The organism is Bacillus sp. LR--39 (assembly GCF_053613335.1).
Map to the genome: position 1 here is coordinate 45,305 of NZ_JBSIOT010000004.1, position 21,820 is coordinate 67,124.

Annotated in this window: 21 protein-coding genes and 2 riboswitches; of the genes, 19 read left to right on the forward strand and 2 right to left on the reverse strand. The window is 46.6% G+C overall.

Translation table 11 applies throughout. The features are described from left to right. Positions 1-19: 19 nt before the first annotated feature. Positions 20-1,927 (reverse strand): hypothetical protein, encoded by a 1,908-nt coding sequence (locus ACWHAR_RS17195; RefSeq protein WP_223204432.1) that lies wholly within the window; start codon positions 1,925-1,927, stop codon positions 20-22. A 489-nt stretch (positions 1,928-2,416) separates the two neighbouring features. Here ACWHAR_RS17195 and ACWHAR_RS17200 point away from each other — a divergent pair, with 489 nt between their 5' ends. The 19 genes from ACWHAR_RS17200 (at position 2,417) to purD (ending at position 21,322) form a co-directional block, all read left to right on the forward strand. Continuing rightward, positions 2,417-2,950, forward strand: coding sequence for a sigma-70 family RNA polymerase sigma factor (locus ACWHAR_RS17200; RefSeq protein WP_032872554.1), 534 nt, complete (start codon positions 2,417-2,419; stop codon positions 2,948-2,950). After that, complete coding sequence (locus ACWHAR_RS17205) at positions 2,932-4,371, forward strand: DUF4179 domain-containing protein (protein ID WP_032872552.1); 1,440 nt, start codon at positions 2,932-2,934, stop codon at positions 4,369-4,371. Before ACWHAR_RS17200 ends, ACWHAR_RS17205 begins: the two co-directional genes overlap by 19 nt. A 123-nt stretch (positions 4,372-4,494) precedes the next feature. After that, positions 4,495-4,596: riboswitch (purine riboswitch) on the forward strand. 131 nt (positions 4,597-4,727) lie between these two features. Continuing rightward, positions 4,728-6,050, forward strand: coding sequence for an NCS2 family permease (locus ACWHAR_RS17210; RefSeq protein WP_007408891.1), 1,323 nt, complete (start codon positions 4,728-4,730; stop codon positions 6,048-6,050). Positions 6,051-6,247: 197 nt separating this feature from the next. Beyond that, positions 6,248-7,030: a hypothetical protein gene (locus tag ACWHAR_RS17215; protein ID WP_032872549.1), complete on the forward strand. Its 783-nt coding sequence runs from the start codon at positions 6,248-6,250 to the stop codon at positions 7,028-7,030. Between the two features lie 138 nt (positions 7,031-7,168). After that, on the forward strand, positions 7,169-7,342 hold the full coding sequence (locus ACWHAR_RS17220; RefSeq protein WP_003155777.1) for a Fur-regulated basic protein FbpA: 174 nt from the start codon (positions 7,169-7,171) through the stop codon (positions 7,340-7,342). A 121-nt stretch (positions 7,343-7,463) separates the two neighbouring features. Further along, on the forward strand, positions 7,464-8,018 hold the full coding sequence (locus ACWHAR_RS17225) for a DUF2179 domain-containing protein (protein ID WP_007609840.1): 555 nt from the start codon (positions 7,464-7,466) through the stop codon (positions 8,016-8,018). Continuing rightward, entirely contained in the window at positions 8,015-8,212 is a 198-nt protein-coding gene (locus ACWHAR_RS17230) for an NETI motif-containing protein (protein WP_007609843.1), read from the forward strand. Before ACWHAR_RS17225 ends, ACWHAR_RS17230 begins: the two co-directional genes overlap by 4 nt. 78 nt (positions 8,213-8,290) lie before the next feature. Continuing rightward, positions 8,291-8,392: riboswitch (purine riboswitch) on the forward strand. Positions 8,393-8,524: 132 nt separating this feature from the next. Beyond that, positions 8,525-9,013: a 5-(carboxyamino)imidazole ribonucleotide mutase gene (gene purE / locus ACWHAR_RS17235; protein ID WP_003155768.1), complete on the forward strand. Its 489-nt coding sequence runs from the start codon at positions 8,525-8,527 to the stop codon at positions 9,011-9,013. Continuing rightward, positions 8,967-10,148: a 5-(carboxyamino)imidazole ribonucleotide synthase gene (purK, locus tag ACWHAR_RS17240; protein ID WP_042634928.1), complete on the forward strand. Its 1,182-nt coding sequence runs from the start codon at positions 8,967-8,969 to the stop codon at positions 10,146-10,148. The genes purE and purK overlap by 47 nt, the downstream gene beginning before the upstream one ends. Further along, positions 10,148-11,440 (forward strand): adenylosuccinate lyase, encoded by a 1,293-nt coding sequence (gene purB, locus ACWHAR_RS17245; protein ID WP_032872546.1) that lies wholly within the window; start codon positions 10,148-10,150, stop codon positions 11,438-11,440. Before purK ends, purB begins: the two co-directional genes overlap by 1 nt. Before the next feature lie 75 nt (positions 11,441-11,515). Beyond that, the gene (gene purC / locus ACWHAR_RS17250; RefSeq protein ID WP_032872544.1) at positions 11,516-12,235 is read left to right on the forward strand and encodes a phosphoribosylaminoimidazolesuccinocarboxamide synthase; all 720 of its coding nucleotides are present in this window, start codon (positions 11,516-11,518) and stop codon (positions 12,233-12,235) included. Beyond that, positions 12,235-12,489 carry a phosphoribosylformylglycinamidine synthase subunit PurS gene (gene purS / locus ACWHAR_RS17255; RefSeq protein ID WP_003155758.1) on the forward strand — a complete coding sequence of 85 codons (255 nt, stop codon included), beginning with the start codon at positions 12,235-12,237 and terminating at the stop codon, positions 12,487-12,489. Before purC ends, purS begins: the two co-directional genes overlap by 1 nt. After that, a complete protein-coding gene (gene purQ / locus ACWHAR_RS17260) occupies positions 12,486-13,169 on the forward strand; it encodes a phosphoribosylformylglycinamidine synthase subunit PurQ (protein WP_015388591.1) in 684 nt (227 codons plus the stop codon). The genes purS and purQ overlap by 4 nt, the downstream gene beginning before the upstream one ends. After that, complete coding sequence (purL, locus tag ACWHAR_RS17265; RefSeq protein WP_032872542.1) at positions 13,153-15,381, forward strand: phosphoribosylformylglycinamidine synthase subunit PurL; 2,229 nt, start codon at positions 13,153-13,155, stop codon at positions 15,379-15,381. Before purQ ends, purL begins: the two co-directional genes overlap by 17 nt. Next, positions 15,357-16,787, forward strand: coding sequence for an amidophosphoribosyltransferase (purF, locus tag ACWHAR_RS17270; protein ID WP_032872540.1), 1,431 nt, complete (start codon positions 15,357-15,359; stop codon positions 16,785-16,787). Before purL ends, purF begins: the two co-directional genes overlap by 25 nt. A 91-nt stretch (positions 16,788-16,878) precedes the next feature. Beyond that, positions 16,879-17,919, forward strand: a complete 1,041-nt coding sequence (gene purM, locus ACWHAR_RS17275) for a phosphoribosylformylglycinamidine cyclo-ligase (RefSeq protein ID WP_003155753.1) — start codon at positions 16,879-16,881, stop codon at positions 17,917-17,919. Beyond that, positions 17,916-18,503 (forward strand): phosphoribosylglycinamide formyltransferase, encoded by a 588-nt coding sequence (gene purN, locus ACWHAR_RS17280; protein WP_003155752.1) that lies wholly within the window; start codon positions 17,916-17,918, stop codon positions 18,501-18,503. The genes purM and purN overlap by 4 nt, the downstream gene beginning before the upstream one ends. Beyond that, a complete protein-coding gene (gene purH, locus ACWHAR_RS17285) occupies positions 18,500-20,038 on the forward strand; it encodes a bifunctional phosphoribosylaminoimidazolecarboxamide formyltransferase/IMP cyclohydrolase (RefSeq protein ID WP_032872538.1) in 1,539 nt (512 codons plus the stop codon). The genes purN and purH overlap by 4 nt, the downstream gene beginning before the upstream one ends. Before the next feature lie 15 nt (positions 20,039-20,053). Further along, positions 20,054-21,322 carry a phosphoribosylamine--glycine ligase gene (gene purD, locus ACWHAR_RS17290; protein ID WP_032871756.1) on the forward strand — a complete coding sequence of 423 codons (1,269 nt, stop codon included), beginning with the start codon at positions 20,054-20,056 and terminating at the stop codon, positions 21,320-21,322. A gap of 169 nt (positions 21,323-21,491) precedes the next feature. On the opposite strand, the gene ACWHAR_RS17295 is transcribed toward purD, so the two are convergent. Further along, positions 21,492-21,722: a YgaP family membrane protein gene (locus ACWHAR_RS17295; protein ID WP_032872536.1), complete on the reverse strand. Its 231-nt coding sequence runs from the start codon at positions 21,720-21,722 to the stop codon at positions 21,492-21,494. Between the last annotated feature and the right edge of the window lie 98 nt (positions 21,723-21,820).

A 21,820-nucleotide genomic window follows, 5' to 3' on the forward strand; every position in this document is an offset into this window, starting at 1 on the left:
AAAAAATAAATTTATTCTTCTAAACCAATTTTATAAAAGTCTCACTTGAAAGCTTCTTTTCCAATAAAACACCTTCATATTGTTCTTTGATAAAATAGTTCTGAAGATCAAATTCATCTTCAAGATATACGTCTATAATTCTCTGGAATAATGACTCTGCATAACTCTCTGCAAAATTTACTAAGTAAGGTATAAGGTTTTTTGCTACATAACCATTATGAACAATTTGATTTCTAGACTTATATATATAATCAATTGTTAACTTAACTTCATCTTTTTTGTTTCGGAGCATCTGTAAAGCCTTTTTATTATTTTGATAAAAATCAAGAGTATCTTCAATACTATCTAAAAAGCTTTCTTTTGTGGTATAAGACAATAAATCCTTCATCCGTTTGTGAAATTTAACCAGTGAAACTACTGAGTCCTCAGACCGCGCTTGGTAAATGCCAACATCATGGGCAAATTCCTCCGGTATATTGATGGAATCATCATTTCTAAATGAGTGTTCAGTATACTTTACAGTTAATAAAAAGAGATTATGAATTGGTCTAAATTGTTCCCAAAGAAAATACATATTTGATATTGCTTCTTTAATAAAAGTAAATTTAGATTCATTATATGCCTTTGAAATGTTTGCTAAACTTTCAATGCAAATCCAATAATTCAACAGCTTATTGTTCTCGGTTTCCCAAATAGAATTAGACATCAATTCAATTACATTAATAATAGAATTTAATTCAATGAACATATTCCTTTTTTCAAGGGCATCAATTACCTTAGAATAATCTTTCATTTGTTTAAACTTTTCATTACTAAAATAAACTGGATTATCTTTGCTGAGTTTTCTTCTAAAAACTCTGTCATCTCTACCTAAGCTAAATGCAGTACCAAAACTAGATTCGCTATCAAGATTTTTTCCTATATACTGTCCATCCCAAAAAAACTCTTTAAACTTGCTAGCAAACTTCAAATTTGCTAACCTTAAAAAAATTAAATACTTTTCTTCTGCAATTTTTTTCGCCACATTATTAGAAATAGCCTGTACTTTAACTAGTACATTACATCTACTATCAAATTTATATGTATCTTCAACAACTTCTTCTTGTTTTTTTGTGTTAAACGTTTCGTCAAACAATTCGGCATCTGGAGTTTTTTTTTCTCGGACTGGATCATATACATAAAAACCAAATATTGTATCGTTTTCATCTTTAAGAGGAGGTGCAATCATTCCCCATACAGGAAATATAAAAAGATAGTCACTTTTCTTTGCTATTAAATTTTTTCTAAATATCTCTAATCTATCTTTTACACTTAAATTATCAATATATACTTTGGCTTGTTCAGGAGACAAGCCAGCAGGAGTATATTTGAAAAGAATAAAGATATCTTCTCCATTTACATTATATGTTTGGAATACGTCACTGAGTAAGTTTTCGATATCCTTCACACTTTTCCCTGAAGTTACTAAGTCTATAATGATATCCTTAGTTAAATTTTTAATTTTAGTTCTATCTTTTTTTAAGAATAATTTCTTTTCGATAATTTCTAATAATTCGTCAAATAATATTTGTGCAAAATTTGCTTTAGAAATTTTTTTAGAAAGTTCCTTAGCAATAACATAAACTGCCTGACTATCTTTCCTTTCCAATTTCCCTTTTAAAATGAGTAATTCATCTCTATATAATTTCATATGTCTTTCACTAATAAGATTTTCGATTAATTTTATATAAACTTTACGATTGTTGTCACTCTCAAATTTATTTAGTTCATATTCATTAATCACATCCAATAACACAAGACGAATATTAACTATATCAATTCCTATTGTCCCATTTTTCACTTGTGATATTAAAGATTTCCATTCTTCATACCAATACTCCAATGCTTTACTATATAGCGAATCTCTATTAAATTGATCTAATTGCAAAAAAACACCCCACTTTGTCTATAATTTAAAGGTAGATTTCTCTACTTTTAAATTATATCATCAAATTTTTTAAATTTCTTTTAACATTTATGATTAGAAATCAAGTTTCTATGAGACTTAGCATGATCTACGGGAAATCATTTTTAATCGGTCAGAGTCAATTTCAAATGGTTGAATGGAATGATGAGTATCTAAATTATCTTTAGCCTAAAAAAGTAGTCGTTAAGGTTTTTTTCGTTTTGATTACATATTTAAGATTTCCTACAAAGTCCACAAATAAAAAGTATCATTGTAAAAGAGTGCAAACAATTTACAAATAACAGAAATCAAGATATGCTTTAATCAAAGAACTCTTATACTGTTTAGAGAACATTGAGTGGGAATAAATGAAGATAAAAAACGTCTCTTTTTAAAAAAGAGGCGTTTTTTTTCATCTTTTTGAAACCGTTTTGCCCTGATTCATATCTAACAGCATAGGAGGTGGATAAGGTGAAGGAAGAACGATTGATCAAAAAGGCGAAAAAAGGTGATGCCGCAGCCTTTGAAAAACTGATCACAGCACACCAGGATACTTTATATAAAACAGCTTATCTCTATTTGCATCACAAGGAAGATACACTGGACGCTGTTCAGGAAACGGCTTACAAGGCTTTTCTTTATATCGCACAGCTGAAGGAGCCGAAATATTTTAAAACGTGGCTGATCCGGATTTTGCTTCATACGATTTTTGCGATGAGGAAAAAGCACGGAGACGTCATTCCGTTTGAGCCGCAACATGATACGCGCGCGGAGAATAAGAACATTGAAGAATACATAGATCTTCGGAATGCCCTGGAAACCCTTGACGAACATATACAGCTGACCATTCAGCTTTATTATTTTCAAGATTTCTCGATTGCTATGATCGCTGAACAGACCGGTATGGCGGAAGGCACTGTAAAAACGCATCTTCACAGGGCGAGAAAAGCATTGAAGCAGGAGCTGGAAAAGGAGGATAAACATATATGGAAAAGCATCAAATGAAGCAATTGTATCAGGACATTGACGTGCCGAAAGCTGAATTGAAAAACGTGATACATAGCGCCGCTGTCCGTGCCGGAAAAGAAGGCGCCGTCAGACGGAGATGGGGACGAAAAGTGATAAACGGACTCGCGGTTGCTGCCGCTTTGTTTATTCTGTATTTGTCCTCAGGCTTATTCATACCCTCCGTTAATACGGCTATGGGAAACATCCCTGTTGCCGGGCAGATTTACAGGGTATTTCAGGATAAGGCAGGTTCTGCGCTGTTTAAAAGCAATTTGGTGACAAAACTGAATGAGAAAGCAGAATCACGCGGAATCACGGTGACAGTGAAAAGTGTGTATTACGACAGCGGACAGCTCGTTTACAATTTTACCGTTGACAATTTGAAATCTGATGAGGAGGATATTCCTTTTGAAGTAGATTATAAAGACATCCGGAATATATTATCTTTGGATTATGACAGTCAGGGCATGAAAAAAATGAAAGACGGGCAGTACGGGGGGCAGCTTCGCTTTTTTGCGGACGGCCCAAAGATGAAAGACGGTGATAAGCTTCCGCTTGTCATTACACAGATCAAGGATATTCCCGGAAACTGGCGCTTTACACTCCCGATTAAAAAACAAAAGTCCGTTTCTCTTGAAGGGACGAAAGCTGTGAATGTAAACGGGTTATACCGCTTTTTCGATATCCGGGCGGAAAACGGAACGATGGGATCGGCTCTCCTGTATTCAGTCGACTTTCAAGATGCAGCTAAAAATGATGCCATCTCGATTGACGAAGCAACGGATGATGCTGGAAACCATTATGAAATGACGATGTCGAATATTGAACTTGGCAGCAGAAAGAACCTTCCCGGCGGCGGGAAAAGAATACGCGGCCAAACTCAATTCAGCAAACCGATAGACCCGAAAGCGAAAACACTTTTCATAACGGGTAATTTAAAATCAGAATCAGAGCCGGGAGAAATCGTCCCTCTGAAAACAAAACTGCCCGCCAGCTATAAAACGAAACATCATCATGTCGGCATTACCATCAAAAAGATCAAACAGCAAGGCAGACGGGTGATCGTCGATTATCAATTCACAGGAATTAATGACAGCAAAACGGATAAAGATCAGCTGATCAATGTCGGTGAGTCTATCGGTCTCGGCAATACGAAAAAAATGAAAACCTGGCCATCGCTTAATGAGTATGAAAAAGGCTATTATCTGAAAGGGAATAAGGCGAAAGTCACGAACCTTAAAACGGGTGAAATGGAATCCGTTTTTGAATTGGATGATTCAACCAATAAAGACTATTCATTGCGCGATTTTTCATTCGATTCATATGCTTTGTACGTCAATCAAACGGTTATGAACTTGCTGGCCGATGACAGCGGAATCACATTCTCGGTGCCGGTCTGGCCTGCAGACGGAAAATGATGTCAGGAAGGCGGCTTTTGCCGTCTTCCATTTTTGGTCAATTAACGAATAAACCAAATTTTTTTAACGGGATTGTTCGTTTTTTTTATTGAGTTTTCAAAATTGAATTGATACAATAGACTCAGAAATCAAATATGCAGATATCGTATAATGGCGGGGATATGGCCCGCAAGTTTCTACCAAGCTACCGTAAATGGCTTGACTACGGATCAATCTCAATCGTTTGATATAAATAATCCATTCTTATTTATTCAGACTGAACGTATGTAGTCAAGCGTCCCAAATGTATTTGGGGCGTTTTTTATTTGGCGGATATCGGGCAGAATAAATGGGAGAGAATGAAGGAGGCAATTGGCTTGAAGCAATTTTTTCAGTTTGATGAGCTGGGGACAAGCTATCGTAATGAAATCATCGGCGGTTTAACGACCTTTTTGTCAATGGCGTACATTCTGTTCGTCAATCCGCTGACATTGTCTTTAAACGGTGTGAAGGGATTTCCCGAAGCATTAAAAATTGATCAGGGCGCGGTGTTCACCGCTACAGCCTTGGCGTCTGCGGCCGGCTGTATTTTAATGGGGCTCATTGCAAAGTATCCGATCGCGATTGCGCCGGGTATGGGATTAAATGCGTTTTTTGCTTTCTCTGTCGTCCTCGGCATGGGGATTTCATGGCAGGCCGCGCTTTCCGGCGTCTTGATTTCCGGAATTATCTTCGTGGCGCTTTCGCTGACGGGATTGCGGGAAAAAATCATTAATGCGATTCCGCCTGAGCTGAAATTGGCGGTCGGCGCGGGTATCGGTTTGTTCATCACATTTGTCGGTTTGCAGGGTTCGGGCATTATTGAAGCGAACTCATCGACTTTGGTGTCTATCGGCAATATTCACAGCGGCCCTGTGCTGCTGACGGTTTTCGGTGTTATTGTGACGGTCATTCTGATGGTGCTTCGCGTAAACGGCGGCGTATTTATCGGAATGCTTCTGACGGCGGTTGCCGGCATGGTCTGCGGACTGATTCCGGTTCCGACGCACATTGTCGGCAGCGTGCCGAGTCTTGCGCCGACTTTCGGACAGGCGTGGATGCATCTTCCGGATATCTTCTCCGTCCAAATGCTGATTGTCATTTTAACGTTCCTGTTCGTCGGGTTTTTCGATACGGCCGGAACGCTGGTGGCTGTAGCGACACAGGCCGGGCTGATGAAGGAAAATAAACTTCCGCGTGCGGGAAGAGCGCTTCTGGCGGATTCGACATCAATCGTTATCGGAGCCGTACTCGGTACGTCTACAACGACTTCTTATGTTGAATCAAGCTCAGGCGTTGCGGCGGGGGCGCGCTCCGGCTTCGCGGCTGTTGTGACGGGCATTCTCTTTTTGCTGGCGATGTTTTTCTCGCCGCTTCTGTCAGTTGTCACCACGAATGTGACGGCTCCGGCTTTAATTATTGTCGGCGCGCTGATGGTGGCGCCGCTCGGTAAGATCGCCTGGGATAAATTCGAGGTGGCTGTGCCGGCATTCTTAACGATGATTATGATGCCGCTGACGTACAGCATTGCGACGGGGATTGCGATCGGTTTTATATTCTACCCGATTACAATGATCTGCAAAGGAAAAGGAAAAAGCGTTCATCCGATTATGTACGGGCTGTTCGTCATCTTTATCCTGTATTTCATCTTCTTGAAATAACGGAAAAACCGGCTGAGTTCAGCCGGTTTTTTGTTTTTGTCCTATTCCGTAAAACCAATACATACTATAAAACGTCATGTGGGTGTCCGGGTGAAGAAAACCGCTTGACTGTTTAAGGACGCTTCGGTACCTTATATAAGTGTTTTATTTTCTTGCTTAACAAATTCCGCCGTATTTTTTTGATAGGAGTTGCTGACATGACGGAAGAAAGAAAAGAAACGTTGGAAGAAGAAAAACAGCATCAGGGAACTGATGAAGAACCGCTCTCGAGAATGTCCAGAAAAGCGGGACGTTATCAAAAGCAAAAGAAGAAAGAAAAGGAACGGCGCCCGGCTCGGGCTTTTACGGAAAAACTCGCTTCTGTATGGGCCGCGGTCAAACGTTATTGCCGTTTCGCGCTGCGCATTTTGACATCACCGGTGAAGGTCGTTGGGGAAGACGGCTTTTCCCGCTTTAAATATGCTCTTATTTCAATGCTTGTGTTCAGTATCTTTTTCTCAATCGGAAATTGGTTTCAGCTGAGGGCAAGCCAGCAAAGGCCTCTCGGATACGGAGAGCGGCATCATACGTTTTTTGACGGCTTTACCGTCGTTCTCGTGTATACGCTCGTCTTTTTTGCCGCTGCGGCCGGGGCGGTCTGGCTTGTATCACGTTATATGATGAAACAGAAAATCACGATGCGGGATGCGGCCGCGGGGGTCGGATCGCTTTTGGTTCCGGCTGTCACCTGCTCTATCGTGTGGATGATTTTCGCGATATTGAATCTGCCGGTCATCACCGTGGTGTTTACGGCGCTGACCTTGTTTCTGGCCGCCTCGGCGATGGTGCAATTTGTGCAGATTCTTTACAAATCGGCTGAAAAGCCTGCGGCTGACGTGATGTACTGTATTTCCGCGGCGGTCATCATCATGCTCATTTTTACGGCTGTGACATGGCCGCTCATTTCAGAGTACTTTACTGCTTCGCTGATCCCTTTATAAGTCGAAATTTGTCTTTCACAATGTTTACAAATTTTTCTAATAAAGCGTGTTGTTTTGAAGACCCGGCCGAGATATGATGAGAGCAACAGCAATTCGAAAGCGGCACTACTCTTTATGATTCGGAAAGGGATGATGAAGATGGCCCCGTTGTTGCGAGAAGCCATTAATCGGAAAAAACAGCACCTGAGGACAAAACTGATCCGCTCAGGGTTTTATCAAGACCATGTTCAGGAACTGTCCGGATACACGCTGAGTGAGCTTGAAAAGGAATATGAAGCCGTCAAACGATTGAAAAAAGCCGAGCTTCACTGATAAGAGCTTGAAAGTCTGCCTTGCGGGGCGGGCTTTTTTTTCTTTTGAAAATGATCAAAAGAGGGTAAACTATCCTTAATTGAAAGATTGGCTTTTCAAATTATCAGAGGAGGGGGAATCAATGATGCAGACGATTTTATCCAACAGTATAGGTATGGTTCTCATTATTCTCATCATTAACATTATATATGTCTCTTTCTTTACGATCAGGATGATTCTGACATTAAAGGGACAGCGCTATTTCGCCGCAGGCATCAGTACGATTGAAATCCTTGTGTATGTGACCGGCCTGAGTCTCGTGCTCGGCAATCTGAATCAAATTCAAAACGTCATTGCCTATGCACTCGGCTACGGTCTCGGCGTCATAGTGGGAATGAAAATTGAAGAAAAACTGGCGCTCGGCTATATTACAGTCAACGTCATTACGAAGGAGCTCGATCTGGACCTGCCGAAACAGCTCCGGGAAAAAGGATACGGGGTTACAAGCTGGGTTGCGGGAGGACTTGAAGGAGACCGGACCGCCATGCAGATACTGACACCGCGCAAATATGAGCTTCAGCTTTATGATACGATTAAAACGCTTGATGAAAAAGCGTTTATGATCGCTTTTGAGCCGAAAACGATCCATGGCGGATTCTGGGTGAAAGCAGTGAAGAAGAGGAGAATTAAGGAATGACAAAGCCAAAAAAGAAACGGTTTGAAGTAACGGAAGACGAAACGATTGACACCATTCTCACTTTAATGAAGGAAGAGGGCTATATGCCCGTCCGGCGGATGGAAGAGCCGATCTTTACAGAAAAGAAAGAAAATGGATCAATTCAAGTCGTTCCTTGCGGGAAAAAAATCGTATTTGAAGGGAAATTGATCTAAACACGAACATTAAAAGAAAGAATTTTTATATCGTTCGATAATGTCGTTGACATTATCCAAGTCCGTTGTTAAGATAAACATGAAATCAAAACACGACCTCATATAATCTTGGGAATATGGCCCATAAGTTTCTACCCGGCTGCCGTAAACGGCCGGACTATGCAGGAAAGTGATAAACAGCTGACATGGATATCGCAGAAGCGAACGACTGACGATACGCGCGCCATGCCCGGTTTGTATTGCTTCCTCATAGTTGCAATATAAGCCGGGCTTTTTTTTCTGAAAAACAAAGCATGAGAAGGTGGGAACAGAATGCAGCCGCTAGCAGGAATCATCATGGGAAGCACCTCCGATTGGGAGACAATGAAACATGCATGCGACATACTTGACGAACTTCACATTCCTTATGAAAAACAGGTGGTATCCGCGCACCGGACGCCTGATTTGATGTTTGAATATGCAGAAAGCGCCAGAGACAGGGGCTTAAAAGTCATTATTGCCGGAGCCGGGGGAGCGGCGCATCTGCCGGGAATGACGGCGGCCAAAACGACGCTGCCGGTGATCGGCGTACCGGTTCAGACGAAATCGCTTAACGGGCTTGATTCTCTTCTGTCTATCGTACAGATGCCCGGCGGCGTGCCGGTCGCGACGACGGCGATCGGAAAAGCGGGCGCAGTGAACGCGGGTCTGTTAGCCGCGCAGATTTTGTCGGCATTTGACGGTGACATTGCGGATAAACTAGAGGCGAGAAGAAATGCGACAAAACAAACGGTGCTGGAAAGCAGTGATCAGCTTGTCTGATAAAAAAACGATTTATCCCGGCGCCGTCATCGGCATTATCGGAGGCGGACAGCTCGGAAAAATGATGGCTGTCGCCGCAAAACAGATGGGCTATAAAGTCGCAGTCGTCGATCCCGTGAAAGACTCGCCATGCGGACAGATCGCCGATATTGAGATTACCGCCCAGTATAATGACCGTGAAGCGATTCAAAAATTGGCCGGAGTCAGTGACATCATTACGTACGAATTTGAAAATATCGATTACGAGGCGCTCAACTGGCTCAAAGAACATGCATATCTTCCCCAGGGAAGCGAGCTGCTGCTCATCACCCAAAACAGGGAAACGGAAAAAAAGGCGATCCAGTCAGCAGGCTGTCAAGTCGCTCCTTATCGGATCGTAAACAGCGGACGGGAGCTTGAGGAAGCTGTTCAGGCACTGGGGCTCCCGGCTGTGCTGAAAACATGCCGCGGCGGATATGACGGCAAAGGCCAATTTGTCATTAAGGAAGAAGGACAGACAGACGAAGCGGCCGCGCTGCTAGAAAACGGCACGTGCATACTGGAAAGCTGGGTATCGTTCCGGATGGAGCTTTCCGTTATCGTGACGAGATCGGTGCACGGTGAGATTTCAACCTTTCCGGCTGCTGAAAATATCCACAAAAATAATATTCTGTTCCAAAGCATCGTGCCCGCGAGAGCGGAGGAAACGGTTCAAAAGCGGGCAGAGGCGCTTGCCGTCCAGCTCGCGGAGAAATTGGAGCTTGTCGGGCCGCTTGCGGTGGAAATGTTCGTCACGGAAGACGGAGACCTTTTGATCAATGAACTGGCGCCGCGTCCTCACAACTCCGGGCATTATACGCTCGACCTTTGTGAAACGAGCCAGTTCGAACAGCACATCAGAGCGGTCTGCGGACTTCCTCTCGGCAGAACCGATCTTCTCAAACCGGGAATGATGGTGAATCTGCTCGGTGATGAAGTGAAGCTTGCGGAGGAGCATACGGAGCTTTTAAAAGAAGCCAAACTGTACCTGTACGGAAAACATGAGATTAAAAAAGGCCGCAAAATGGGGCATATGACATTTTTGCGGAAGCCTGATGAAACATGGATTCAGGACATCACGAACATATGGATGAAAAGAGACGGAGGACGAGCATAATGATCGAACGTTATTCAAGACCTGAAATGTCCGCGATCTGGACGGACGAAAACAGATACCAGGCATGGCTGGAAGTCGAGATTTTAGCCTGTGAAGCCTGGGCTGAGCTTGGCGTCATTCCGAAAGAAGACGTCAAGGTCATGCGCGAAAACGCGTCTTTTGACATCAACCGCATTTTGGAAATCGAGCAGGATACGCGCCATGACGTCGTTGCATTTACCCGGGCGGTTTCAGAATCATTAGGCGAAGAAAGAAAATGGGTCCACTACGGCCTGACGTCAACAGATGTCGTGGATACCGCTCTTTCCTATCTATTAAAACAGGCGAATGAGATCTTGCTCAAGGACATTGAGAGATTTGTTGACATTATAAAAGAAAAAGCGAAAGAACATAAATACACGGTCATGATGGGCCGCACGCACGGCGTACACGCGGAACCGACGACTTTCGGCCTGAAACTCGCGCTTTGGCACGAAGAAATGAAACGCAACCTTGAACGTTTCAAGCAGGCAAAAGAAGGGATCGAAGTCGGGAAGCTTTCCGGCGCGGTCGGCACATATGCAAATATTGATCCGTTCGTAGAGCGGTATGTCTGCGAAAAACTCGGCCTGAAAGCGGCGCCGATTTCCACTCAGACATTACAGCGCGACCGTCATGCGGATTACATGGCGGCACTGGCTTTGATCGCGACGAGCATTGAAAAATTCGCAGTGGAAATCCGCGGTCTGCAAAAGAGTGAAACACGTGAAGTGGAAGAGTTTTTTGCAAAAGGACAAAAAGGCTCATCGGCTATGCCTCATAAACGGAATCCGATCGGGTCGGAAAATATGACGGGCATGGCGCGCGTGATCCGCGGGTACATGCTGACGGCATACGAAAATGTACCGTTATGGCATGAGCGTGATATTTCTCATTCATCAGCTGAGCGCATCATTCTTCCTGACGCGACAATCGCGCTGAATTACATGCTGAACCGATTCAGCAACATCGTCAAAAACTTAACGGTATTCCCGGAAAATATGAAACGCAACATGGACCGCACACTCGGTTTAATCTATTCTCAGCGCGTGCTGCTCGCTTTAATCGACACGGGTCTGCCTCGTGAAGAAGCATATGACACGGTTCAGCCGAAAGCGATGGAAGCTTGGGAAAAACAAGTGCCGTTCCGCCAGCTTGTCGAAGCGGAGGAAAAAATCACGTCCCGCCTCACACCGGAACAGATTGCCGATTGCTTTGACTACAATTATCATCTGAAAAACGTCGACTTGATCTTTGAGCGTTTAGGTTTATAGAAGAAGCCAGCCGGAGGCGGCTTCTTCAGCCGCCGCAGATTGAATATTCCCAACATTCGGGTTAGGAGGCCTTCCGTGAATATTGTGAACAATAATCTTCTTTATGAAGGAAAAGCGAAACGAATTTATCAAACTGAAGACGAACAGATTCTCCGCGTGGTCTACAAGGATTCCGCAACAGCCTTTAACGGTGAGAAAAAAGCGGAGATCAGCGGAAAGGGCCGTCTGAACAATGAAATTTCAAGCCTGATTTTCAAACATCTGCACGCCAAAGGAATTGACAACCACTTTGTGGAGCGTGTTTCAGAATCAGAGCAGCTCATCAAAAAAGTGAGCATCATTCCGCTTGAAGTCGTGGTCAGAAACATTGCCGCCGGAAGCATGTCGAAACGTCTCGGCATCCCGGAAGGAACAGAGCTTCCGCAGCCGATTATCGAATTTTACTACAAGGATGACGCACTGGGTGATCCGCTCATCACAGAAGATCATATCCGGCTCTTGAAAGCTGCGGCTCCTGAGCAGGTCAAAACGATCAAATCGATTACAAACCAGGTGAATCAAGAACTTCAGCATATTTTTGAAGACTGCGGCGTCAGATTAATAGATTTTAAGCTGGAATTCGGCTTAGACGCAGAGGGACGGGTGCTTTTAGCGGATGAAATTTCTCCTGACACGTGCCGTCTGTGGGACAAAGACACAAACGAAAAGCTCGATAAAGATTTGTTCAGACGGAACCTGGGAAGCTTAACCGACGCATATGAAGAGATTTTCAAAAGACTGGGAGGCATTTCATAATGTATAAAGTGAAAGTTTATGTCAGCTTAAAAGAAAGTGTGCTCGATCCTCAAGGAAGCGCAGTGCAGCATGCATTGCACAGCATGACCTACAATGAAGTGCAGGATGTGCGCATCGGAAAATACATGGAGCTGACGATCGAAAAATCTGACCGCGATCTTGACGCGCTCGTGAAAGAAATGTGTGAAAAGCTCCTTGCCAATACAGTCATTGAAGACTACCGATATGAAGTTGAGGAGGTTGTCGCACAGTGAAATTTGCGGTGATTGTGTTACCCGGCTCCAACTGTGATATTGATATGTTTCACGCCGTAAAGGACGAACTCGGCGAAGAAGTCGAGTATGTCTGGCACGAGGAAACAAGCCTTGACGGATTTGACGGCGTGCTCATCCCCGGCGGGTTTTCATACGGCGACTACTTGAGATGCGGCGCCATTGCCAGATTCGCAAACATCATGCCGGCCGTGAAAAAAGCGGCTGCCGAAGGAAAACCGGTTCTCGGCGTCTGCAACGGATTCCAGATTCTGCAGGAGCTCGGACTTCTGCCCGGCGCCATGAGACGCAACAAAGATTTAAAGTTCATCTGCCGCCCGGTTGAATTAATCGTACAGAACGGCGATACGTTATTCACATCTTCCTATGAAAAAGGACAATCGATTACGATTCCGGTTGCCCACGGCGAAGGCAATTTCTACTGTGATGACGAAACGCTTGAAAGATTAAAAGAAAACAATCAAATCGCCTTCACATACGGCGGCGATATTAACGGAAGCGTCAGCGGCATTGCCGGCGTCGTGAATGAGAAAGGCAACGTATTAGGCATGATGCCTCACCCTGAGCGCGCAGTCGATGAACTGCTCGGCAGCGCAGACGGTCTTACATTGTTCCGGTCTATCGTGAAAAATTGGAGGGAAACTCATGTCGCTACTGCTTGAACCAAGTAAAGAACAAATAAAAGAAGAGAAACTCTATCAGCAAATGGGTGTCAGTGATGACGAGTTCGCACTCATTGAATCTATTATCGGAAGATTGCCGAACTACACGGAAATCGGGATTTTTTCCGTGATGTGGTCAGAGCACTGCAGCTATAAAAACTCAAAACCGGTTTTACGCAAATTCCCGACTAGCGGCGAACGCGTGCTGCAGGGTCCCGGAGAAGGCGCGGGAATCGTTGACATCGGTGACAATCAGGCGGTCGTGTTCAAAATTGAATCGCATAACCATCCGTCAGCGCTTGAGCCATACCAGGGTGCTGCGACCGGAGTGGGCGGTATCATCCGTGACGTTTTCTCAATGGGCGCCCGTCCGATAGCTGTATTAAACTCTCTTCGATTTGGTGAGCTCACTTCACCTCGTGTGAAGTACTTGTTTGAAGAAGTAGTGGCGGGAATCGCGGGATACGGAAACTGTATCGGCATCCCGACGGTCGGCGGAGAAGTGCAGTTTGACGCTAGCTATGAAGGCAATCCGCTTGTCAATGCAATGTGCGTCGGCTTGATTGATCATAAAGATATTAAAAAAGGCCAGGCGAAAGGTGTCGGCAACACGGTCATGTACGTCGGCGCTAAAACGGGCCGCGACGGCATACACGGCGCTACTTTCGCATCAGAAGAAATGTCAGATTCATCTGAAGAAAAACGTTCTGCGGTGCAGGTCGGCGATCCTTTCATGGAAAAACTTCTCCTGGAAGCATGCCTTGAAGTCATCCAATGCGACGCCTTAGTCGGCATTCAGGATATGGGGGCGGCCGGTCTGACAAGTTCGAGTGCTGAAATGGCAAGCAAAGCCGGCTCCGGCATTGAAATGAACCTTGATCTCATTCCGCAGCGGGAAACGGGTATGACCGCTTACGAAATGATGCTTTCCGAGTCTCAGGAACGCATGCTTCTCGTCATTGAACGCGGACGTGAACAGGAAATTGTCGATATTTTTGATAAATATGATCTTGAAGCGGTTTCCGTAGGTCATGTTACGGATGATAAAATGCTCCGCCTCCGCCATAACGGAGAGGTTGTTTGCGAACTTCCGGTCGATGCACTGGCGGAAGAGGCGCCTGTATACCACAAACCGTCAGCGGAACCCGCGTACTACCGCGAGTTTCAGGAAACGGAAGTTGCCGCGCCTGAAGTGAAAGATGCGACAGAGACGCTTTTTGACCTGCTGCAGCAGCCGACAATCGCCAGCAAAGAGTGGGTGTATGATCAATATGACTACATGGTGCGCACAAATACGGTGGTCGCTCCCGGCTCTGACGCGGGAGTGCTCAGAATCCGCGGCACGAAAAAAGCGCTGGCGATGACGACGGATTGCAACGCCCGTTATTTATATCTTGATCCAGAAGAAGGCGGAAAAATCGCCGTTGCCGAAGCGGCGCGCAACATCGTATGCTCCGGCGCCGAACCGCTTGCGGTCACGGATAATCTGAATTTCGGAAACCCGGAAAAACCTGAAATTTTCTGGCAGATCGAAAAAGCGGCCGACGGCATCAGCGAGGCGTGCAATGTTCTCAGCACACCCGTCATCGGCGGTAACGTATCACTTTATAATGAATCGAACGGAACGGCCATCTACCCGACGCCTGTTATCGGCATGGTCGGCTTAATTGAAGATACCGCTCATATTACGACACAGCATTTCAAACAAGCGGGGGATCTTGTATACGTGATCGGCGAAACAAAACCTGAGTTTGCCGGAAGCGAACTGCAAAAAATGACAGAAGGCCGCATTTACGGCAAAGCGCCGCAAATCGATCTTGATATAGAGCTGTCACGCCAAAAAGCATTGCTTGACGCGATTAAAAAAGGCTTCGTTCAATCCGCGCATGACGTATCAGAAGGCGGCTTAGGCGTAGCGATCGCAGAAAGCGTCATGACGACGGAAAACCTTGGCGCCAACGTGACTGTTGCAGGGGAAGCGGCGTTATTATTCTCTGAATCTCAATCCCGCTTCGTCGTTTCGGTCAAAAAAGAACACCAAGCGGCCTTTGAAGCAGCTGCGGCTGATGCGGTTCATATCGGTGAGGTAACGGCTGACGGACTTCTGGCGATTCAAAATCAGGACGGACAACAATTGGTTCACGCGCAAACGAAAGAACTTGAGCGCGCGTGGAAAGGAGCTATTCCATGCTTGCTGAAATCAAAGGCCTGAATGAAGAATGCGGTGTGTTTGGCATCTGGGGACATGAAGAAGCCCCGCAGATCACGTATTACGGCCTGCACAGCCTCCAGCACAGAGGACAGGAAGGCGCCGGCATCGTGGCGACTGACGGTGAAAAACTGACTGCGCATAAAGGACAGGGGCTTATTACCGAGGTTTTTCAAAACGGCGAACTGAGCAAAGTGAAGGGAAAAGGCGCGATCGGGCACGTCCGTTATGCGACGGCAGGCGGAGGCGGATATGAAAATGTCCAGCCGCTCCTGTTCCGTTCGCAAAACAACGGCAGCCTCGCGCTTGCCCATAACGGCAACTTGGTCAACGCCACACAGTTGAAGCAGCAGCTTGAAAACCAAGGGAGCATCTTTCAGACTTCCTCCGATACGGAAGTGCTGGCTCATCTGATTAAACGCAGCGGACACTTTTCGCTGAAGGATCAGATCAAAAATTCGCTGTCTATGCTGAAAGGCGCTTATGCCTTTTTAATCATGACTGAAACAGAAATGATCGTAGCGCTTGACCCGAACGGACTCAGACCGCTGTCAATCGGCATCATGGGCGATGCTTATGTGGTCGCTTCAGAAACGTGCGCATTTGACGTCGTCGGCGCAACGTACCTTCGCGAGGTAGAGCCGGGCGAAATGCTGATCATCAACGATGAAGGCATGAAATCAGAGCGCTTTTCCATGAATATCAACCGTTCCATCTGCAGCATGGAGTACATTTATTTCTCAAGACCTGACAGCAATATCGACGGCATTAACGTGCACAGCGCCCGGAAAAACCTCGGGAAAATGCTTGCCCGGGAGTCCGCGGTTGAAGCGGATGTCGTCACAGGCGTGCCTGATTCCAGTATTTCTGCGGCCATCGGCTATGCCGAAGCAACGGGCATTCCGTACGAACTCGGTCTCATTAAAAACCGTTATGTCGGCAGAACGTTTATTCAGCCGTCCCAGGCTCTGCGCGAGCAAGGCGTCAGAATGAAGCTGTCCGCCGTCCGCGGTGTTGTTGAAGGAAAACGGGTCGTCATGGTTGATGATTCCATCGTGCGCGGGACGACAAGCCGCCGGATTGTCACAATGCTCAGAGAAGCGGGAGCGACAGAGGTGCACGTCAAGATCAGTTCACCGCCGATCGCTCATCCGTGCTTCTACGGCATCGACACATCAACCCATGAGGAGCTGATCGCTTCTTCTCATTCGGTGGAAGAAATCCGCCAGATCATCGGTGCTGACACGCTTTCTTTCTTAAGTGTAGACGGATTGTTAAAAGGAGTCGGCCGAAAATTTGAAGACACCAACTGCGGACAATGCCTCGCTTGTTTTACGGGCAAATATCCGACGGAAATTTATCAGGATACAGTGCTTCCTCACGTAAAAGAAGCGGTGCTGACAAAATAAAATGTGAAAATGACATAAAGGCAGCGGGAATTCAGGCTGCCTTTCTCTTTCTGCCTTTTAAGGAGAAACGAATTGACAAGGAGTGATAGGGATGTCTGATGCTTATAAAAATGCCGGAGTTGACATCGAAGCCGGATACGAAGCCGTCAAACGAATGAAAAAACACGTGGAGCGCACGAAAAGGCTCGGCGTTATGGGAAGCCTGGGCGGTTTTGGCGGAATGTTTGATCTGTCAGAGCTTCCGTATCAAAAGCCTGTTTTAATTTCCGGAACAGACGGTGTCGGCACCAAGCTGAAACTCGCATTTTCAATGGATAAGCATGACACGATCGGCGTCGATGCGGTCGCGATGTGTGTAAACGATGTGCTTGCCCAGGGAGCGGAGCCGCTGTTTTTCCTTGATTATTTGGCGGTCGGCAAGGCCGATCCTGTGAAAATTGAGCAGATCGTTCAGGGTGTGGCGGACGGATGCGAGCAGTCAGGATCAGCGCTTATCGGCGGTGAGACGGCGGAAATGCCGGGGCTGTATACGTCTGATGAATACGATATTGCGGGCTTTTCAGTCGGCGTCGCGGAAAAAGACGAAATCGTCACCGGTGAACATATCGAAGAGGGGCATCTCTTAATCGGACTTACTTCAAGCGGCCTTCACAGCAACGGATTCTCCCTTGTGAGAAAAGTGCTTCTTGATGACGGCGGACTTGATTTGGATACTGTCTATGAACCGTTTGCGCGTCCTCTCGGAGAAGAATTGCTGGAACCGACGAGAATATATGTGAAGCCGGTGCTCAAGGCGGTGAAAAGCGGTAAGGTGGACGGCATGGCGCATGTGACAGGCGGAGGATTCATCGAGAACATCCCGCGGATGCTGCCGGACGGATTGAGCGCGGAAATTGATCACGGATCATGGCCGATCCCGCCGATTTTTCCGTTTCTGCAGGAGCACGGCAAGCTGAAAGAAGAAGAAATGTTCAATGTTTTTAATATGGGCATCGGTTTTGTCCTTGCCGTTAAAGAAGAAAACCTGACAGACGTCATCGGCACGCTTGAAGCTCAGGGCGAGAAGGCTTATCTGATCGGCCGGGTCAAGCGGGGCGAAGGCATTTCTTTCGGCGGTGCGGCTCTTTCATGAAAAAGTTTGCGGTATTTGCTTCAGGAAACGGATCGAACTTCGAGGCCATTGCCAAACGCATGAGAGAAGAGAAGTGGGATGCGGAGCTCTCGCTTCTCGTGACGGATAAGCCTCAGGCAAAGGCGGCGGAAAGGGCGGAGGCTTTACATATCCCGTCATTCGCCTTTGAACCGTCATCTTTTGAAAACAAAGCGGCCTTTGAACGGGCCATTATTGAACAGCTGCGCCTGCACGGGGCGGAATTAATCGTTCTCGCCGGCTATATGAGACTGATTGGAGATACGCTGCTTGAAGCATACGGGGGCCGCATTATTAATATACATCCCTCGCTTCTTCCGGCATTCCCTGGGATTGACGCTGTCGGACAGGCGTATCGGGCCGGTGTGAAAGTGGCCGGCATTACCGTTCATTACGTCGACGAAGGCATGGACACCGGACCGATTATCGCGCAAAAAGCATTCGAAATACAGGAAAACGATACGCTTGAAGACATAGAGCATACAATACACGAGCTTGAGCACAAATGGTATCCGAGCGTTGTGAAGCGGCTGCTGGGACTAAATAACAGAGGTGAAAAGGCATGACAATCAAACGCGCACTAATCAGTGTTTCTGATAAAACAAATCTCGTACCCTTCGTAAGGGAACTGACAGAGCTCGGCGTCGAAGTCATTTCGACCGGAGGAACAAAAAAACTTCTTCAGGAAAACGGTGTGGATGTCATCGGCATTTCAGAAGTGACCGGATTTCCTGAAATTATGGACGGACGGTTAAAAACGCTCCATCCTAATATTCACGGCGGACTGCTTGCCGTAAGAGACAATGAAGAGCATATGGCGCAGATCAATGAGCACGGCATTGCCCCCATTGACCTTGTGGTCGTCAACCTTTACCCGTTTAAAGAAACGATTTCAAAAGAAGACGTAACATACGATGAAGCGATAGAAAACATTGATATCGGCGGTCCCGGCATGCTGCGCGCCGCCTCGAAAAACCATCAGGATGTGACGGTCATCACAGATCCGGCCGATTACAGTTCCGTGCTCAATGAGATTAAAGAACACGGCGGCGTTTCTCTTAAAAGAAAACGCGAGCTTGCGGCCAAAGTATTCCGCCATACCGCGGCATACGACGCATTAATCGCTGATTACTTAACACGCGAGGCCGATGAGAAAGACCCTGAGCAATTCACCGTTACATTTGAGAAAAAACAATCGCTCCGCTACGGTGAAAACCCTCACCAAGAGGCGGTTTTCTACCAAAGCGCACTTCCCGTCTCCGGTTCCATCGCGGCGGCAAAACAGCTTCACGGCAAAGAGCTTTCTTACAACAATATTAAGGACGCAGATGCGGCCGTTCAAATCGTCCGGGAATTTACAGAACCCGCAGCTGTTGCCGTTAAACATATGAACCCGTGCGGAGTCGGTACGGGAGCTTCAATTGAGGAAGCATTCAATAAAGCGTATGAAGCTGATAAAACCTCCATTTTCGGCGGCATCATCGCGCTGAACCGTGAAGTTGATCAGGCAACGGCTGAAGCCCTTCACGGCATCTTTTTAGAAATCATTATCGCCCCTTCTTTCAGTGAAGAAGCGCTGAACGTACTGACGGCGAAGAAAAACCTTCGTCTGCTCACTCTTGACGTGACCGCATCAGGGAAGAAAGAAAAACAGCTGACATCCGTACAGGGCGGTCTTTTGATTCAAGATTTAGACGTCCATGGATTTGATGACGCCGACATCAGCATCCCGACAAAAAGAGAGCCGAGCGAGCAGGAATGGGAAGATTTGAAGCTGGCCTGGAAAGTCGTCAAACATGTGAAATCCAACGCGATCGTTCTTGCAAAAGACCATATGACGGTCGGTGTGGGAGCGGGGCAGATGAATCGCGTCGGTTCAGCTAAAATCGCCATTGAGCAGGCCGGAGAAAAAGCAAAAGGCAGCGCGCTCGGATCAGACGCGTTTTTCCCGATGCCGGATACAGTCGAAGAAGCCGCAAAAGCCGGTGTCACGGCGATTATCCAGCCAGGCGGATCGGTCCGCGATGAAGATTCGATTAAAAAAGCGGATGAATACGGGATCGCCATGGTATTCACCGGCATCAGACATTTCAAACATTAAGAGGGGGAACGAAGCGTGAATGTATTGATTATCGGAAAAGGCGGCAGAGAGCATACATTGGCTTGGAAAGCGGCGCAAAGCCCGCTTGTTGACACGGTGTACGCCGCGCCCGGAAATGACGGTATGGCAGACTGCGCGACGCTGGTCAACATTGAAGAAAGCGATCATGCCGCACTCATTGCGTTTGCGAAAGAACATCATGTCGGGCTGACGATTATCGGCCCCGAAGTTCCTCTGATTGAAGGGATAGCCGACGAGTTTGAAAAAGCCGGACTGCTTGTTTTCGGACCGTCTGAAAAAGCGGCAATCATTGAAGGGAGCAAACAGTTTGCCAAGGATTTAATGAAAAAATACGGCATTCCGACGGCGGAGTATGAGACGTTTACTTCATTTGAAGAGGCGAAAGCATATGTGCAGCAAAAAGGTGCGCCGATTGTCATTAAAGCGGACGGACTTGCCGCCGGAAAAGGTGTCACGGTCGCGATGACGGAAGAAGAGGCGATTGAATGCCTGCACGATTTTCTTGAGGATGAGAAATTCGGCGAGGCGAGCGCATCCGTTGTCATTGAAGAGTTCCTCGCCGGCGAAGAATTTTCCTTAATGGCGTTTGTAAAAGGGGAGACCGTCTATCCGATGGTAATCGCTCAAGATCATAAACGCGCCTTCGATGGAGACAAAGGGCCGAATACGGGCGGAATGGGCGCCTACTCACCGGTGCCGCACATTTCCGATGATATCGTCAGAAGCGCAGTCGAAACGATTGTGAAGCCGGCGGCAAAAGCAATGGTCAAAGAGGGACGTTCCTTCACGGGCGTGCTGTACGCGGGGCTGATTCTAACGGAAAACGGATCAAAAGTCATTGAATTCAACGCGCGCTTCGGAGATCCGGAAACACAGGTTGTCGTGCCGAGAATGGAATCTGACCTCATCCAGGTGCTTTTGGATCTGCTGCATGAGAAGGATGTTGACCTAAGGTGGAAGGATACGGCCGCCGTCAGCGTTGTGCTGGCTTCCGAGGGCTATCCGGAAGGCTATGCAAAAGGGACGCCGATCGGCAGTTTGACGTCCGCTGAAGACGGGATCGCCGTTTTTCATGCCGGAACGAAAAAAGACGGCGGACAATTTGTTACAAACGGCGGCCGGGTCGCCAATGTCACGGCATTTGCGGAGACATTTGAAGCGGCGAGAGATAAAGTGTACAGCGCCGTTTCAGGGCTGACAAAACCCGGACTGTTTTACAGAAGCGACATCGGCGCCCGTGCGCTGAAAGCATCGCAGCGATAAAGAGGAAAACCCCGTGTCATATAAGATGCGGGTTTTCTTCTGAAAAGACGACTAAGACTGTCGGTTTGCCGTGTGACACTCAGTCATCGATGAAGTCTTCCGGCGTATAGACGGATTCTTCTCAGACTCGCGGGACAGGAGAAATTAAATAACAAGCCGAAACGGCTTGTTATTTTTCTTGCTGATGGCTGTCATCCTGATTCATTCCGGTTTGGAACATATATGTCACCGGACAGAAGCGGAGGATGCCGGACGCCGCTTTCATCGCGCCCATTATCATACAGAAGAGATGCATCTTGCACCAAGGTTTTCTCGTGTATTTCGCTGACGCAGCAGACAAAATGGTGAGGCCGCAAGTGATGCGCATAACGGCATTTAATAAACTGATATTCGGTTTCATCATTTCAGCTCCCTTAGAAAAAGTTTTTCATTCATCTTCAATAATTTGTAACGTTTTAGCCGTGCGATAATTGTGCGGATGTGATACGATGGGTCTAA